Source organism: Candidatus Hydrothermales bacterium (genome assembly GCA_039630235.1).
Classification (GTDB): domain Bacteria; phylum Hydrothermota; class Hydrothermia; order Hydrothermales; family JAJRUZ01; genus JBCNVI01.
In genome coordinates, this window is the sequence record JBCNVI010000002.1 from 28,383 (window position 1) to 44,796 (window position 16,414).

The 16,414-nt window shown below is 32.6% G+C and carries 17 protein-coding genes and 3 tRNA genes; 16 read left to right on the forward strand and 4 right to left on the reverse strand.

What is annotated here, in order from left to right; all coding sequences use genetic code 11:
- Positions 1–162 precede the first annotated feature (162 nt).
- The 8 genes from ABDH49_02585 (at position 163) to mtrB (ending at position 5,840) form a co-directional block, all read left to right on the forward strand.
- A complete protein-coding gene (locus ABDH49_02585; GenBank protein MEN3045863.1) occupies positions 163–1,095 on the forward strand; it encodes a TerC family protein in 933 nt (310 codons plus the stop codon).
- Between the two features lie 29 nt (positions 1,096–1,124).
- Positions 1,125–3,101 (forward strand): methionine--tRNA ligase, encoded by a 1,977-nt coding sequence (gene metG / locus ABDH49_02590; GenBank protein MEN3045864.1) that lies wholly within the window; start codon positions 1,125–1,127, stop codon positions 3,099–3,101.
- A gap of 45 nt (positions 3,102–3,146) precedes the next feature.
- Positions 3,147–3,218 (forward strand) — tRNA-Thr (locus ABDH49_02595).
- A gap of 5 nt (positions 3,219–3,223) precedes the next feature.
- A tRNA-Tyr gene (locus ABDH49_02600) sits at positions 3,224–3,308 on the forward strand.
- A 6-nt stretch (positions 3,309–3,314) separates the two neighbouring features.
- Positions 3,315–3,387: transfer RNA gene (locus ABDH49_02605), tRNA-Gly, on the forward strand.
- Between the two features lie 11 nt (positions 3,388–3,398).
- Positions 3,399–4,130 carry a hypothetical protein gene (locus tag ABDH49_02610; GenBank protein ID MEN3045865.1) on the forward strand — a complete coding sequence of 244 codons (732 nt, stop codon included), beginning with the start codon at positions 3,399–3,401 and terminating at the stop codon, positions 4,128–4,130.
- Positions 4,123–5,436, forward strand: a complete 1,314-nt coding sequence (gene trmFO, locus ABDH49_02615) for a methylenetetrahydrofolate--tRNA-(uracil(54)-C(5))-methyltransferase (FADH(2)-oxidizing) TrmFO (protein MEN3045866.1) — start codon at positions 4,123–4,125, stop codon at positions 5,434–5,436. The genes ABDH49_02610 and trmFO overlap by 8 nt, the downstream gene beginning before the upstream one ends.
- Positions 5,437–5,507: 71 nt before the next feature.
- On the forward strand, positions 5,508–5,840 hold the full coding sequence (gene mtrB, locus ABDH49_02620) for a trp RNA-binding attenuation protein MtrB (protein MEN3045867.1): 333 nt from the start codon (positions 5,508–5,510) through the stop codon (positions 5,838–5,840).
- An 80-nt stretch (positions 5,841–5,920) separates the two neighbouring features.
- Here the strand turns inward: mtrB and thiC are convergent, their stop codons facing one another.
- Positions 5,921–7,207, reverse strand: coding sequence for a phosphomethylpyrimidine synthase ThiC (gene thiC / locus ABDH49_02625; protein MEN3045868.1), 1,287 nt, complete (start codon positions 7,205–7,207; stop codon positions 5,921–5,923).
- Between the two features lie 93 nt (positions 7,208–7,300).
- On the opposite strand from thiC, the gene ABDH49_02630 reads away from it, so the two are divergent.
- From ABDH49_02630 to ABDH49_02665, 8 genes are all read left to right on the forward strand, one after another.
- Positions 7,301–7,795, forward strand: coding sequence for a cytochrome c family protein (locus ABDH49_02630; protein ID MEN3045869.1), 495 nt, complete (start codon positions 7,301–7,303; stop codon positions 7,793–7,795).
- A gap of 3 nt (positions 7,796–7,798) precedes the next feature.
- On the forward strand, positions 7,799–8,674 hold the full coding sequence (locus tag ABDH49_02635; GenBank protein ID MEN3045870.1) for a VIT1/CCC1 family protein: 876 nt from the start codon (positions 7,799–7,801) through the stop codon (positions 8,672–8,674).
- Between the two features lie 209 nt (positions 8,675–8,883).
- A complete protein-coding gene (locus ABDH49_02640; protein MEN3045871.1) occupies positions 8,884–9,396 on the forward strand; it encodes a cytochrome c3 family protein in 513 nt (170 codons plus the stop codon).
- Positions 9,397–9,717: 321 nt separating this feature from the next.
- Positions 9,718–10,275: a cytochrome b/b6 domain-containing protein gene (locus ABDH49_02645; GenBank protein ID MEN3045872.1), complete on the forward strand. Its 558-nt coding sequence runs from the start codon at positions 9,718–9,720 to the stop codon at positions 10,273–10,275.
- Positions 10,268–10,756, forward strand: a complete 489-nt coding sequence (locus tag ABDH49_02650) for a hypothetical protein (GenBank protein ID MEN3045873.1) — start codon at positions 10,268–10,270, stop codon at positions 10,754–10,756. The genes ABDH49_02645 and ABDH49_02650 overlap by 8 nt, the downstream gene beginning before the upstream one ends.
- Before the next feature lie 216 nt (positions 10,757–10,972).
- Positions 10,973–11,422: a Rieske (2Fe-2S) protein gene (locus ABDH49_02655; protein MEN3045874.1), complete on the forward strand. Its 450-nt coding sequence runs from the start codon at positions 10,973–10,975 to the stop codon at positions 11,420–11,422.
- Positions 11,419–12,471 (forward strand): cytochrome bc complex cytochrome b subunit, encoded by a 1,053-nt coding sequence (locus ABDH49_02660; GenBank protein ID MEN3045875.1) that lies wholly within the window; start codon positions 11,419–11,421, stop codon positions 12,469–12,471. The genes ABDH49_02655 and ABDH49_02660 overlap by 4 nt, the downstream gene beginning before the upstream one ends.
- Entirely contained in the window at positions 12,468–13,253 is a 786-nt protein-coding gene (locus tag ABDH49_02665; protein MEN3045876.1) for a cytochrome c3 family protein, read from the forward strand. The genes ABDH49_02660 and ABDH49_02665 overlap by 4 nt, the downstream gene beginning before the upstream one ends.
- Before the next feature lie 38 nt (positions 13,254–13,291).
- Here the strand turns inward: ABDH49_02665 and amrB are convergent, their stop codons facing one another.
- The 3 genes from amrB to ABDH49_02680 all read right to left on the reverse strand — a co-directional run.
- A complete protein-coding gene (gene amrB / locus ABDH49_02670) occupies positions 13,292–14,350 on the reverse strand; it encodes an AmmeMemoRadiSam system protein B (GenBank protein MEN3045877.1) in 1,059 nt (352 codons plus the stop codon).
- Positions 14,338–15,711 carry an alkaline phosphatase family protein gene (locus ABDH49_02675; GenBank protein ID MEN3045878.1) on the reverse strand — a complete coding sequence of 458 codons (1,374 nt, stop codon included), beginning with the start codon at positions 15,709–15,711 and terminating at the stop codon, positions 14,338–14,340. Before ABDH49_02675 ends, amrB begins: the two co-directional genes overlap by 13 nt.
- A partial coding sequence (locus ABDH49_02680) for an NADH-quinone oxidoreductase subunit D (protein ID MEN3045879.1) occupies positions 15,711–16,414 on the reverse strand: 704 nt, incomplete at its 5' end. The genes ABDH49_02675 and ABDH49_02680, both read right to left, overlap by 1 nt.

The window sequence follows — 16,414 nt, forward strand, 5'->3', positions numbered from 1 at the left end:
ATTGGTAGAATACTTGGCTCTGAAAAAGCCTCTGTTAAGATTACAAAATCTGTTGCACAGGGGGATGAGGTAATAGAATATCTTGTTAGATGGTAATTTTCTGAATTACTATTTGAAAATTTAAAAAAAACAGACATAAAATGAAAAACTTCATAAAATTCTATGAAAGAAAATTTTACTTTGTGGGTTCTTTTCATATCTTTCATTCTGTTTGTTCTCCTTTTAGACCTGGGCGTATTTCACAGAAAGGCTCATGTTCCAAAATTTAAAGAAGCCCTTTTATGGTATCTCACCTGGGTTTTCATCTCTTTTTTAGTTAATACCTTTGTATTTTTCTCCTGGGGCTATCAAAAAGCTCTTGAATTTTTAACAGGATACTTAGTTGAACTTTCCCTTTCCGCTGACAACATCTTTATTTTTCTTGTAATTTTCAATTACTTCGCAGTCCCAAATGAGTATAGGTTCAGAGTCTTATTCTGGGGAATTTTAGGCGCAATAATAATGAGACTACTTTTTATTTTAGCTGGAGCTACCCTAATAAAAAAGTTTCACTTTGTCATATATATTTTTGGATTAATTGTTATATACTCAGGAATAAAACTACTTTTTAGGAAAAAAGAAGAGATTCATCCAGAAAAAAATCCCCTTTTAAAACTGGCAAGAAAATTTCTTCCTGTTACAACAGATTATCACGGACAAAAATTCTTTGTAAGAACAAGTAAAAAATTCATGGCAACTCCTCTTTTTGTTGTCCTTTTAGTTATAGAAAGCACCGATGTGGTTTTCGCAATCGACTCTGTTCCAGCCATATTTGCTATAACCAGAGATCCATTTATTGTCTTTACCTCAAACATCTGTGCCATTTTAGGTTTAAGATCACTATATTTTCTTATTGAAAACGTTATGAGACTCTTTACCTACCTTGACAAAGGCCTCTCTGTAATCCTTGTCTTTATTGGACTTAAAATGCTTATAAGTAACTTTTATAAGATTCCAACAGCCTTTGCCCTCTTGTTTGTTATAGTAGTCCTTGCTATTACAATTTTGATCTCTGTTATAAAAGGAAATAACAAAAATCAACAAAAAAGAAAGTAAGGAAAATTTTTCTTTATAATAGTTTTTAGATGGGGAAAGTACTTGTAACCTCAGCTCTGCCCTATGCAAATGGCCCCTTACATTTGGGCCACATAGCAGGTTGTTATCTCCCAGCTGACATTTATGTTCGCTACCTAAGAATAAAGGGGGAGAGGGTCATCCACATATGTGGAACCGATGAACATGGTGTCCCTATTACAATTAGCGCAGAAAAAGAAGGTAAATCACCTCAAGAAGTTGTCGATTACTACCATGAAATAATAAAAAACTCCTTTGAAAAACTGGGGATTTCTTTCGATCATTTCGGCAGAACTACAAAAGATCATCATAAAACCTTCTCCCAAAATTTTTTCCTGAAACTATATGAAAAAGGCTACATAGAAAAAAGGGAGGAGAAAAACTATTACTGTCTAAATTGTCAGAGATTTTTACCAGATAGATACATAGAGGGGACTTGTCCCTATTGTAAATCAAGTGGAGCAAGAGGAGATCAGTGCGAATCCTGTGGCAGATGGCTCGAAGCCTTTGAACTCTTAGATCCAAAATGTAAAATATGCGGTAACACTCCACATCTGAGAGATACCTTTAACTACTACTTCTTACTTCCAAAACTTAAAGATGATCTGGAAGCTTGGCTAAAGGAGAAAAAAACTTGGAAGGATTTTGTTAGAAATTTTGCTCTTTCGTGGGTAAGAGAGGGCTTAAGAGCAAGATCCATAACAAGAGATTTGTCCTGGGGAGTAAAAGTTCCACTCGAAGAAGCAAAGGACAAAGTCTTATATGTTTGGTTTGATGCACCAATTGGTTATATAACAATAACTCAGGAGTGGGCATCTAAAGTTCAAGAGAATTGGGAGGATTGGTGGAAAAATAGAGAAGTTAAGCTAATTCATTTTCTTGGTAAAGACAACATTATTTTTCACGCTGTCATATGGCCTTGTATGCTTATGGCACATGGTGAGTTTATACTTCCAGCTGAAATTCCTGCGAACCAATATCTTGTAACAAAGGAGGGAAAAATGTCCACATCAAGAGGGTTGGCTCTATGGCTCGATGATTTTTTAAATAAGTATCCTCCTGATTATATAAGGTTTGGAATTGCAAGAGTTTTACCTGAATCTAAAGATTCAGAATTCTCTATTCAAGATTTTGAAAAAGATTGTGATACTTATCTTTCTAACGATATAGGAAACCTCTTTTCAAGAGTCTTTAAACTTTTTGAAAAGTATTTTTCTTTTAGAGTTCCTGAGAAAAAAATAGAGGGTGAATTTGAAAATAGAATGTGGGCTGTAATAAAAGAGAAGCTAAAAAGAATTGAGGAAAATTTTGATAATTTCAGATTTCGTCAGGCTCTCCAAGAAATTATCGAAATTGCTCAAGAGGTAAATAGGTACATAGATTTTACAAAACCGTGGGATGTTTTAAAAAAAGATAAGTTAGAAGGAGGGAAAATAATTTATAATTCATTAAGTGCTATAAGACTTTTATCTTGCATCCTATTTCCCTTTTTGCCTGGTTCGATGAGGAATTTGAGGAATTACTTAGGGCTTGGTGAGCCCTCATGGGATGAAGTTAAAGATCCCTTTATTGAAGAGGGAAAAATATTAAAGAAAGTAGATATAATGTTTCCGAGGATAAAAGAAAGTATAAAAGAAGAGGTCTTGAGTGAGCCTGAGGAAAATTACGTAAGTCTTGAAGATTTTAAAAAGTTAGACTTAGTTGTGGGAAAAGTTGTTAACGTTTACGATATTGAGGGCTCTGATAAGCTCTATAAATTGGAGGTTGATATAGGAAAAAAAATAAAGATAGTAGTGGCTGGAATAAAGGAAAGTTACAGTAAAGAAAAGTTAAAAGGTAAAAATGTGATAGTTTTAAATAATTTAAAGCCTAGAAAAATAAGGGGGATTTTATCAGAGGGTATGCTTTTAGCGGTTGAGGTGGAGGGAAAAGGTGTAGTGATATTAACGACTGATAAGTTGGTAGAGCCTGGTTTAAAAGTTTCTTAGTTTATTGAATTTTAACTCTGTTAATTTTATAATAAATTAATAAGGGCCGGGGTAGCTCAGTGGTAGAGCAGCTGATTTGTAATCAGCAGGGCGTGGGTTCAAATCCCTCCCCCGGCTTTTTTGGGAGGGTACCCAAGTGGACAAAGGGGGCGGGCTGTAAACCCGCTGGCTTTAAGGCCTTCGAAGGTTCGAATCCTTCCCCTCCCATTTTAAGCGGGGGTAGCTCAAGGGGTAGAGCATCGGCCTTCCAAGCCGATGGTTGCGGGTTCAAGTCCCGTCCCCCGCTTAAATCTCTAAATGGAATCCGTAGTCTATAAAGTCCTTAAGGACTTTAAATCTGGAAGCGAAGAGCTTCTTTTAACTTTCCTAAAGGGCGTCTTAACATCTAGAAAAAAAATCGAAAAAGATGAGTTTCTAAAAGCTATATCAAAAATAATAGAAGTCCACCCCTCAATGGCTGTTTTCTACAAGTTATTAGAAGAAACCGTTAAGGTAAACGAAGAAAATCTAAAAGATTTTTTAATAGATTTAACAAGAAGAGTAGAAGAGACACCAAGAAAGATAGCAGAGAAAGTTTATGGTCTTTTAAAGGACACAAAAGGCATACTTTTACACTCAAGAAGTTCAACTACTATAAAGGTTTTAAGAGAATTAAAAAAAATAGATAGTAGCTTTAATCCTTACATATACTGCACTGAGTCAAGACCTGGTGAAGAGGGAAAAGTTACAGAAAAAGAACTAAAAAAGATTGGATTTGAAACAAAACTAATTCCTGATTTTTACGTCACAAAGATCGTAGATCACTTAGATGCCATAATCTTTGGCGCAGACGCAGTCTACGAAGATAAAATAATAAATAAAGTTGGAACCTTTTCTTTAGTATTAATAGGAAATTTTTTCAAAATTCCAACTTTTTGTTTAACAAGCAGAATGAAAATTTCTAATAATTTTAAAAGTTTAAAGAGAGTGAGCGATCTGTTTGAGGAGGTTCCTAAAAAGCTCATAGATCACTTTGTAACAGATGAGTGAGAAAGTGTATGTAATAGGAGCTGGATTAGCAGGAGTAGAGGCAGCTTGGCAATTGGTAACCAGAGACATTAAAGTAACTCTTTTCGAAAAAAGACCAAAAAAAACTACACCAGCCCATAGAACCCCCTATTTTGCTGAACTTGTGTGTTCAAACTCATTTAAATCAAAAGAAATTACTCACCCACACGGACTTTTAAAAGAAGAACTAAGAAGACTCGGCTCAATTGTTATGGAAGCTGCCTTTAAATTTTCTATACCAGGCGGTAAGGCCTTAACCGTAGACAGAGAAAAGTTTTCAAAATATCTAACAGAAATAATTGAAAATCACGCAAACATAAAAGTAATAAGAGAAGAAGTTAAAAGTATACCTGATGACGGGATAGTTATAATTGCAACAGGCCCTCTAACAGAGGGAGAATTAGCTGAAGAAATTAAAAAAATAACTGGTTCAGAGTTTTTTTACTTTTATGATGCCCTTTCACCCATTGTTTCAGGAGATTCTTTAGATATGAGTGAACTTTTCTTTAAAGATAGACACGGCGTAGATGACGAAGGTTATCTAAATGCTGTGATGAATGAGGAGGAGTATACAGCTTTTTGGAGAGAACTTGTAAATGCAGAGATTCACAGGCCTCACGATTTTGAAAAAGAGATAAATTTTTTTGAGGGGTGTCTACCCATTGAAGAAATGGCAAGAAGAGGCTTTGATACTTTAAGGTATGGCCCTTTAAGACCTGATGGGATTATAGATCCAAGGACAGGTAAAACGCCCTTTGCCTGTGTTCAGTTAAGAAGAGAAGATATGGAGGATAAAAGTTTTTCTTTAGTTGGTTTCCAGACTCAGCTAAAAATAAAAGAACAGGAGAGAGTTTTCAGGATGATAAGGGGGCTTAAAAATGCAGAATTTATAAGGTATGGAGCTGTTCATAGAAACTCTTATATTTTAGGTCCAAAACTTTTAAATCCAGATTTAAGTTTAAAAAAAGATAGAAGAATTTATTTTGCAGGGCAGATAGCAGGAACAGAAGGTTATACAGAGGCAGTAGCCTGTGGTCTTGTGGCTGGTCTAAATGTTTACTTTTATATAAAACATAAAAAAAGTATTATTTTCCCGAAAGAGACTTCAATTGGAGCTCTTATCAATTACATTACATCTTCAGATCCAAGGAGGTTTTCTCCTATGAACATTAATCTTTCCCTATATCCAGGTGTAAATGAGATAAAAAACAGGAAAAAGAAGATGGAATTTATAGCGAAGAGAAGTTTAAAGGTTCTTGAGGATTTTATTGAAAATAATTTAAAATAATAGGGGAGCCGGGTTCTCTATTATGAAATTTTTAGTTTTTTAAAAAGAAAGATTTAAAAAGGAGGAAAGACATGTTAAATTACGAAGAAGGAACCAAAAGAGAGCAAACTATAAAAAAGAATTTCGGTGAGGACAGAAGCCCTGTCCATGGTAATCCCTATCTAATAATAAAGGCACTTGAAGATGGAGTTAGAGTCATGGGACTAACAAGAGGCCTGCAGACAAAGGTTTCTCATACCGAAATTTTATCAAGTGGAGAAATTATAGTTTGTCAATTAACAGAGTATACTTCTGCTTTTAAGATAGTAGGAAGAGCCCAGGTTATAACACCCTATGGAGAGATTCAAGCCGAGGGAGTAATACCTAAATTAAAGGAGTTTAAAGAGAAAATCCCTGAATTTTAACCAAATTAAATAGAAAATAAAAGAGTAGAAAACTCAAGAGAACCCGGCTTCCTCTCTTTTTTATAATTAATTTTAAATGTTTATGCTTTTTCTATTACTTTCTGAACAAGATTCATTGGGCAGAAAGGTCCACACATAGAGCAGGCTTGAGTGCTACTTTTCCTTCTTTCAAAGATTTCCCTTGCCTCTTTTGGGAAAAGGGCAAGTTCAAACTGTTTTTCCCAATTGAGTTTGTACCTAGCCTCGCTCATTTCTCTCTCTTCCCTTAGTGCATTAATATTTCCTCTTGCAATGTCAGCGATGTGAGCCGCGATCTTAAAGGCAATCACACCCTCTTTAACATGATTTACATCTGGTAAGCCAAGGTGCTCTGCAGGTGTGATATAGCAGAGCATATCAGCACCATACCATCCGGCAATTGCACCTCCAATAGCACCAGCAATATGATCAAATCCAGCAGCACGATCCGTAGGAAGCATCCCAAGAATATAAAAGGGAGCATTTTTTGTTAATTTCTTCTGTATCTGAACATTTGTTTTTATCTCATTTAAGGGAACATGTCCAGGTCCCTCTACCATAACTTGAACACCTGCCTTTCTTGCCCTTTCAACTAGTTCTCCTATTACAAGTAATTCAGCAATTTGAGCTCTATCAGTTGAATCATTTATAGAACCAGGCCTTAAACCATCTCCAAGTGAAAGTGTAATATCATATTCCCTTGCTATCTCTAAAAGTCTGTCAAAATTTTTATATAGTGGATTTTCTTTCTTATTTTTTATCATCCATGCTGCTATTAACCCTCCTCCCCTTGAAACTATTCCTGTCAATCTAGCTGAGTTTTGATAGATTCTCAAAGTTTCTAAGGTTATACCAGAGTGAACAGTAATAAAGTCAACTCCATCCTTCCCATGTTCCTCAATAACTTCAAAGATGTCATCCTCTTCCATGTCAAAAATTGAACCTCTTTCCTTTGCTACTTTGTACTCAACTTCATAAATCGGGACAGTTCCAAGTGGTACAGTACATATCTCTAAAATTTTTCTCCTTATGTATTTAAGATCTCCACCTGTTGAAAGGTCCATCAATGTATCAGTGCCATATTCTATTGCAACTTTTGCTTTTTCTATTTCCTCACTTAAATCCACATAATCATAAGAGGTACCAATATTTGTATTTATCTTAACTTTTAAGGTTTCTCCAATCCCACAAAACTTAGAAAGGCTCTTATGGTTAATATTCCTCGGAATAATAGCTCTTCCTGATGCAACAAGTTCTCTTATCTCCTCTGGTTTTTTCCCTTCCTTTTCTGCCACATACCTCATCTCATCGGTTATTTTACCAATTTTAGCAAGTTCAAGTTGTGTCATATACTCAAACCTCCTTTTGAATTTTCCAAGAAAAAAATAATATTATTAATAGTATGGTTCAATTCCTAAATTTTCAAATTAGGGGTAAATAAAGTGGTACTTTTAATTTGGGGAATTTTAAATTTAACTCTGTATTCTCAGGAAAAAAAGAAGTTTGAATATGTTAAAAATACAGTTTGTAAGATGTGTCACAAGGCAGAGGCAAGAGGAAAACAGTGGGAAATATGGGAAAATTCTGCTCATGCAAAGGCTTTTGAGACATTAAAGACCGAAAAATCTAAGGAAATTGCAAAAAAGATGGGGATAAATGATCCTCTAACATCAGAAAAATGTCTCACGTGTCATAACGGATGGGATGGTGAAGAGGCTGTAGGTTGCCAAGATTGCCATGGTCCAGGTTCAGAGTATAAATCAATGCAAGTTATGAAAGCTGTGTATGAAGGAAAAATTAAACCTAGTGAGGTCGGAATGATAGAACCTAATGAAGAGTTTTGTAAAAAGTGTCATAACCCAGAATCACCCACATATAAAGAATTTAAATTTAAGGAATTCTTTGAAAAAATAAAGCATCCTGTTCCAAAAAAGTAAGGTTTGGAGCTGAATAACCCAGAATTAAGAAAGGTTCTTTTAGAGGCTCAAAGAAAAGAAATTACTGAATATTATGTGTATCTTTATTTAGCAGAGAAAATAAAGGGAAAGGAGAGAGAAAAAATTAGAAGAATCGGAGAAGATGAGTTGAGGCACTATGAAAAGCTGAAAGAAATTACAAAAGTTGATGTTAAACCCGATTTTAAAAGAATCTTTTTTTATAAACTGGTAATAAAATTTTTCGGAATAGTGTTTGGTTTAAAACTTATGGAAAAGGGAGAGGAGTTTTCGGAGAAAACTTATGAGCTTCTTGAGAATAACTTTGAGGAATTTATAAATATTAGAAAGGAGGAAAAAGAACACGAGTTGAGGCTGATTTCCTTTATTGAGGAAAAGAGACTAAAATATGTGGGTTCTATTATTTTAGGTATGTCTGATGCTCTTGTTGAGTTGACCGGTGCCCTTGCTGGTTTAACCTTTGCTTTAAGAAACTCTTTATTAATATCGATAGCTGCCTTTATAACTGGTTTTTCAGCTTCCCTATCAATGGCTGGATCAGAGTATCTATCTGTTAAAGCTGAAAAACTTGGTGATAGAAAACCCCTTTTATCAGCCCTTTATACTGGTAGTATGTACTTGTTTGTCGTTATTATACTTTTAATACCTTTTTTTCTAATTAAAAACCCTTTCTTGTCTCTAACTCTTTCTCTATTATTTTCCTTTGTAATAATTGCGCTTTTTACATTTTATGTTTCTGTTGTTTATGACGAAAACTATAAAGAAAAATTTCTTGAAATGTTTTTTATTATAACTTCTGTATCTTTAATAAGCTTTTTGATAGGAACCTTATTAAGAAAGATTTTAGGAATCGAGATCTAGAAGACTTGAAGCTTATAGCTTTAGAAGATTTATAATTAAAATAATATTCAAAAGATCAGTTGTAAAAAAAGTTAGAGAAAAACTTTAAAAAGATCTTAGAGTCATTTATATTTATTTAATTTTTTCAATAAAAACTTTTAACTGCTTAGAATGTCATCCAAAAGAATTATACGATAGTTTAAAAAATTCTCCTCATAGAGCTTTAAATTGTGTTGATTGTCACTTGGACTTTGATAAATATCCACATCCTGAAAAAAAAGAGAATCTGTTTTAACTGCCACGAAGATGTTTTAATTTTTTTCTATAAAAGTGATCACTATGAACATCTTGAATGCTATTCCTGTCATGGAAGCCATAACCTTTTATCTTTTAAATTCCCGGGTTCTAAAATAATAATTTCGGAAAAATGTACACACTGTCATTTTAAAGAAGGAAAAGAGTATAAAGAGAGTATACATTTTTTAGCCCTTAAAAGAGGACTTAAGGAAGCACCTTCATGTATAGATTGTCATTCAGAGCACTTTATTTTATACTCTGAGAAGAAAGAATCGCCAATTTATTTCAAAAATGTTCCTAAAACTTGTGCTAATTGCCATGAAAATAAGGCTATAACAGAAAAATATGGATTACCTCCAAAAAGATATGAAACATATATAAGTAGTTACCGGACTTTACTTAGAACAGGGCTTCTTAAAATCAGCAAACTGTGTTTCTTGTCATGAAGCTCACTTCATTTTACCAATTAGTGATAAAAGGAGCTCCATAAATCCTGAGAATATACCAAAAACCTGTGGAAAGTGTCATCCTGGAACAGATGTTAAGTTTGCTCAGGGTAAAATCCATGTTGAAGCAAAAAGAGAAGTTGCTCCCTATGTTTAGGCTGTAAGAATTTTTTATACTATTTTAATTTCTGCTTTCTTAATTGGTTTTGTTACTAATATAATATTTGATTTTTAGGAAAAGGAGGTAACTATGGAAAATAAAATTTTAAAGATTTTCAAGAATATGGAGAATCCAACACTTGCTATTGATGATAATTTTTTTTGTTGTTAATTCTTTCAGGTTTCTCTTTAAAGTATTCTCATACCACCCTTGGAAAAATTTTAATTTTTCGTGAGGGAGGATTCAATACAAGGGGTAGTCTTCATAGACTTTCAGCTTTCCTTTTAATTTTTACTACAATATTTCACATTTTTTATATGCTGTTTACAAAAGAAGGAAGAAATGAATTCAAAATGCTTTTACCTTGTAAAAAAGATTTTTATGATTTTAAAAATAGTATTCTTTACAACTTAGGTATGATAGATAAAAAGCCAGAATTTGACAGGTATTCTTATGAAGAAAAATTACAATACTGGGCAATTTCTCTTTTATTACTTTTAATGATTTTTTCTGGCATAATTCTTATGTTTCATGATTCCTTTTTTTATTTATTACCTAAGTGGTTTTTCGATCTTTCCTTTGCGGTCCATTCTTGGACCGCCACTTTAGTTATAGTATTTTTAGTTCTCTGGCACTTTTATATTGTACATCTTTCACCTTCCAACTTCCCTATTAATCTATCCTTTTGGCACGGCTACGTAGAGATGAAAAATGGCTAAAGGAAAATCACTATCATGTATAAATTGCCATTTTGGAATTGAAAACAAAGTTTCAAATTTTAAAGATAAAGAATTTGCCCATGGTCTTCATCTTTTTAACTATACCTGTAAAACATGTCATTTTGAATCAAAGCTACAAGAAGTTTCTCACGGTAAATTAAGAAAAATTGCGAGGGAGTGTAATTCATGCCATCATGCAAGAGCTGATGAAAATTGTGAAAAATGCCATGAAATTCAAAAAAGGTTTTATAGTGGAGAATATTTGTCAAGCTCACCTGATTATATGAAAAAAGCTGAGGTTGGGTGTATAGATTGCCATATGCAGGATAAATTAATAATTAGACCTTCTCCTTTAGTTTGTTCAAACTGTCATGAAGAATATTACGAGGAGAATTTTAGAAAAGACCAAGAGATGCTTAAAAATGAGATGAGTAATTTCGAGAGAAACGTTTATGAGATTCTGAAGAAAATGAAAGATTAAAAAAGAAGTGGAAAGCTTTTATAAATTTTTAAAAAACTACGAAAAATTTAAAAGGGAAGGCTCTTTTGGTTCGCACAATTTAATTTTTATGAAAGAAATTTTGGATAAACTAAAGATGTATAATAACCTAAAAGTAAATAGAAAATGCTAAAAATGTTTCTTTATAATTACAAATTTAATTAAAAAACAACTTTGAAGATTAAAAAGGAGATAAAAATGGAAAATAAAAAGTTCCTAGGAAATTTAGCTATAATTTTAATTTTTATAACTGTTTTGCTTTCAATAATACCTGTAATCTTTTACCTTATTCCCGAAAGCGAAAAGAAAGAACTTAATGTTTTTACTGATAGAAACGGAAATCCTATTCTCTTTGATCAGATAAAAGAGGGTGAACACCTTTTAGGAGTGTCAAAAGACGGCCCCACCATATTAATAAAAAAAGAAAATAAAATTTATGCCTTCTCAGCAGTATGTACCCATCTTGGATGTATTGTTAAATGGTTACCAGAAAAAGAAGAGTTCTTTTGTCCCTGTCACGCAGGAAGATTTGATTCAGAGGGAAAAGTAATCGCAGGTCCACCACCAGCGCCTTTAAAAAGATATAAAGTTGAAATAGATAAGGAGGGAAAGATTATCCTTTCCTATAATGAAGGAGATCAAAAATGAGAAAACTTATTAAAGGAATTGATGAAAAAATAGGTATCACAGAATTTTACCAAAAATTTCTCTCCGGTTATATGGTTCCAGAAAATCTAAACTTTTGGTATACTCTTGGTTCAGTCTGTATTTTCTTTTTTTTAATTCAGGTTGTAACAGGTGTTCTTTTACTTATGTATTATATTCCCTCTGTTGATAAGGCCTTTGAAAGTGTTTTGTTTATAACAAACAATGTTCCATTTGGATGGCTTATAAGAAGAATCCATGCTGTTGCAGCCCATTTATTTGTAATTGCTCTTTTTCTTCATATGCTGTCTGTAATCATAATGGGCTCTTATAAAAAACCAAGAGAAATAAATTGGATAACAGGTTGTCTCCTTTTTGCTCTTGTTCTTACAGCTTGTCTTTCAGGTTACCTTTTACCCTGGAGCCAGCTATCCTACTGGGCAACTACAGTAGCAACAAGTATTCCTGAAACTATCCCTTACATAGGGAAATGGTTAGTTTTTTTAATAAGGGGAGGAGAAAAAATCACTCAAATTACCTTAAGTAGATTTTTTGCTTTGCATGTTGTTATTATTCCCTCTTTAATTTTCCTTTTGATTACTATACACATAATAGTTATGAGAAGAGTTGGAATTTCCTATCCTCCTGGTACAGATGAAAGTAAGGTTAAAAAGATTCCATTTTTCCCTTACTTTTTTCTTAAAGATTTAAGGTCAATATATTTATTTTTTGCTCTTACACTTTTAATAGTTTTCTTTTTCCCTCAACTTGTTTTTCCAAAAGATGCTATGGTAAAAGCTGATCCTTTAGAAACACCGGAAAAGATAAAGCCAGAGTGGTATTTCCTTTTTAACTATCAGCTTTTGAAAATTGTCCCAAATGAGTTTTTAGGAATATTCATACAGATTTTGCTTGCTCTTGTTATTTTACTTTTACCCTTTATTGATAGAAATCCTGAAAGGAGAATTTGGAAAAGACCCTTATTTTTTATGAGCGTTATATTTTTTATATTGTTTTACATATTTATAACCGTATGGGGGTACTTATCATGAAGAAAATCCTTTTAATATTTTTGTTTCCAATTTCTTTATTTTCTTACGAAAAGACGGTATGTATTGATTGTCACCTTAAACTTGAGGATAAGGCCTTAAGGGAAGCGGTTTACGAATGGGAAAAAAGTATACATGCAAAATATGATATTTCTTGTCATCACTGTCATGGTGGAAATCCAAAGGATGAGGCTACTGCTATGAGTCCAGAATTTGGTTTTATAGGTATTCCTAAATATGAGGAAATTCCTGAGTTTTGTGGAAAGTGTCATATTGGAGTTAAGGAAAATTACTTAAAAAGTGCTCATAGCAAAAACCTTCCAGATGGTCCTAACTGTGTTACTTGCCATACCTATCATAATCAGAGGGAAGCTGGTATTTATCTCATAAACCCTGATTTATGCGGAACCTGTCATGATTACGAAAGAGCTGAAAAAATAAGATCGGCTTTGCTAAGCACAGAAGAATATATCTATAATCTAACAAAAAGAAATGATAATTTGTTATATCATGGATTTAACATAGAGGATATTAGTAAAAAGGTTTTTTCAGCAAAAAATTCTTTCAGAAGCCTAACACATGTGATTGACGTTAGCTATATACTTGCACAAACTGAAAGTATAAAAAGAGAATTAGATAATATTAGTAAATCTATTCAAAAAAACGAAGATATAGTTAAAAAAAGGAAAATTGTTGGAGCTTTTGTTATTATCCTATTTTTAATCTCAGCATGCGTATTTGGTGAACTTTATAAGGAGCTCAAAAGATCATTAGAGCGTAGCTAACTATTGAGTCGGTAAATTCTTCGTAGTATTTTTTGTAATCAATTAAACTTCCTTTTGATGTTAAATTCTTTTAAGATTTCCAAAAATAAAAAGTTTGTGTTTTTACCATCTATTCTTGTTTTATTTTCATTTTTTTCTAAAAACTCAAAGGCCCTTTCATTCTCAAGATTAAGTAAAAGCTCTATGTACGCTTTATCCACCTCTTCTGGATCATAACTTTTATCATCCCCAAACTTTCTTCCTACATGGGAAAGATCAATACTTGATATTAAAAATATATCCTCTTTTAAATCTTTTAAAACTTCTATTATTTTTTGTGAAATTTCCCTTAACTTTTTAATATCACTTTCTGAAACAAGAGAAACAACTACTTTTTTGTTTTCATTAAGAAAACTTATAAATAAAACAGGAAATTCAACTGAATGTTCTCTTTTATAAGCAAAATAGTCAGAGGTTATATCATAATCAAACAGTTTTGAAATTTTTTCTATAAGTTCAAAGTCTGTTTCCACAATTTTTTCTCCAACCTTAAAGTTTTTTGGAAAAACTGAAAAGGGAACTTCATACCAAAAATGTGAAACCCCAAGAACAAAAATTTTGCTCTCTTTTACACTTTGGAGAATAGAGAAAAATTTCTGATATGTTGAAATAGCAACTCTAAGATCAATATGAGGAACTATTACTCCCTTTATCTTCTTCGTAACCTCAAAATACTTTTTTTCTATACTTTTCCTTAACTCCTCCAAATTATTTAAATATTTTATTTCTTTAAAACTTTCGTTTTTAATTTTTTCCTTTTCTTCCTTTACTTTTGTTAAAAATCTTTCATTGTAAAGTAAAAAATTTTGATCAAGAGCGTTTATAAAATTAATTATCTCCATGTCAGACAGTATAATACCCGTCATCTTTAAAAACTTTGACTTTATATCAGAAATTGTACTTTTTCCGTCAATTAATGATAGCAAAAGAAATGAGTTTTTTGATAGAAACATCTCTTTTGATATAGAAAAGGGATCAACTAATATAAAACCTCTACTTTGCGGTATTATATCGAAGTATCTGAGCTTCGGTCTTTCCTCCATCTTTAAATTAAACACCTTCCTCTAAGTGGCAACATCTCGCTTTCATCTAACTTAAAAATTTTAATCATTGTATTTGTAATATCGTATATACTACCGTCTTTTCTTCCTCTTATTCTCTTATCTGGAGATCTTATTATATAAAATCCCTCGTAAGAATGATTGGCATCATCAGGTCCTGTATCATTTTCAAGTGTAAAAATCTCACCTACTCCAACTGAACCTACACTTCTATAATCAAGATCTCCAAAAATTACAATTAAATCTGGGGGAAAACCCTTAACCTCTGGATATATCTCCTCAGGATAATAAACCTTTGTCCCAATATTTTTATTCTCTTCATTTTTTAAATTTTCAAAAATTTCTCTTAGCTCTTCTCTTACCTTCTCATAATCTCTTTTATCCAAAATCCCCTCTCTATCTCTTCCCTTTAAGTTTAGATAAACTCTTGAATAATACCCCCCCTCTCCATAGGCTAAAGTTTTTTTAAAATCAATCATTTCTGGTTCTAATCTTTTTCGCCCCCTTACACTCTCCTTAAGTTTAAGAAAACCTTCTTTTATCAACAATTCATTAACAGCTACGCACCCTTCTATTTTTTTTGCCCCATGGTCCGAAACAATCAAAATCCATGTATCTTCCGGCAAAATTTCAAGAATTTCACCAATTTTTTTATCGACAAATGAGTAATACTCAGGTATTACATCCTCATAAAGATTATCTTTTTCGTAAAGTTTATGAGTTTTATCAAAGAATCTCCAAAAACCATGGTGAATTCTATCAGTTCCCATTTCTACGAAGAAAAAAAGATCATATTCTATTTTTTTTACAAAGTACTTAACGATTTCAAAGTGCTGTTCAGTCATTTTAAAAATTTCCTTTTTCAACCATTCCTTATTTTCTGTTCTAAAACCCTTAACATCAAAGATATATTTCCCAAAATTTTCTTCTATAACTTTTCCTATTTCTTCGGGATATGAGTAATTTTTCTCGTTTTCAGGTGTTAAAAAACAGGAAATCCTAATCCCATTTATCGGTCTTGGAGGATAAGAAGGCGGAATCCCTATTGACACTATCTTCTTACCTTTTTTTGATAAAAGTTCTAAAACAGTATCTTCTTTGATATCATAAGAAGAAACAACTTTTAATTTATAATCAGCATCTTTTCTATTTCTAAAACCGTATATTCCCAATTCTCCTGGTGTTTTACCTGATAACATACAAGTCCAGGCCGGAACAGTTATAGGTGGTATTATACTTTTAAGTATTCCATATTGTGATTCATCCATCAATTTTTTTATGTTTGGAATTTTACTTTTTAATTTTTCATCAATAAAACAAAAGGGAACACCATCAAGACCAAAAGCAAAAAGTTTCATTATCTATCTACTTCACCAAAAACTGGATCTAAAGACCCAATTATTGCTACAAGATCTGCTATATAGTGCCCTGGTAATATTTTTTCAAGAATCTGTAAGTTTGCAAAAGAAGGAGATCTTATGTGAACTCTGTAAGGCTTAGAAGAGCCATCTGAAACGACGTAAACTCCAAATTCACCTTTTGCACTTTCGACTGAAGCATAGACCTCCCCCTCAGGAACCTTAAAACCCTCTGTTACAAGCAAAAAGTGATGTATCATCTCTTCTATTGAATTGTAAATTTTAGACTTTGGCGGTGGAACAATTTTATAATCATTAATTAAAACTTCTCCTTCTGGGATCTTTTCTATTGCCTGCTCTATTATTTTTATGGACCATCTCATCTCTTCCATTCTAACCATGTATCTTGAAAAAACATCACCATCATAAAAAACAGGTATATCAAATTCAAGTTCATTATAAACTGAGTAAGGGAAGTTTTTTCTTATATCAAACTTTATACCTGAACCTCTCAAAACAGGACCTGTAATACAATACTCAACTGCAAGTTGAGGTGAAATCACACCTATTCCCTTTGTTCTTCTTTGGAATATAATATTATTTTTTATAGCCTCGTCCATTTCATTTATTCTTCTCAAGAGTTCTGGCAAGAAACTTTTCACATTCGAAAGGAAGTTGTGAGGTACATCAGCGGCAACTCCCC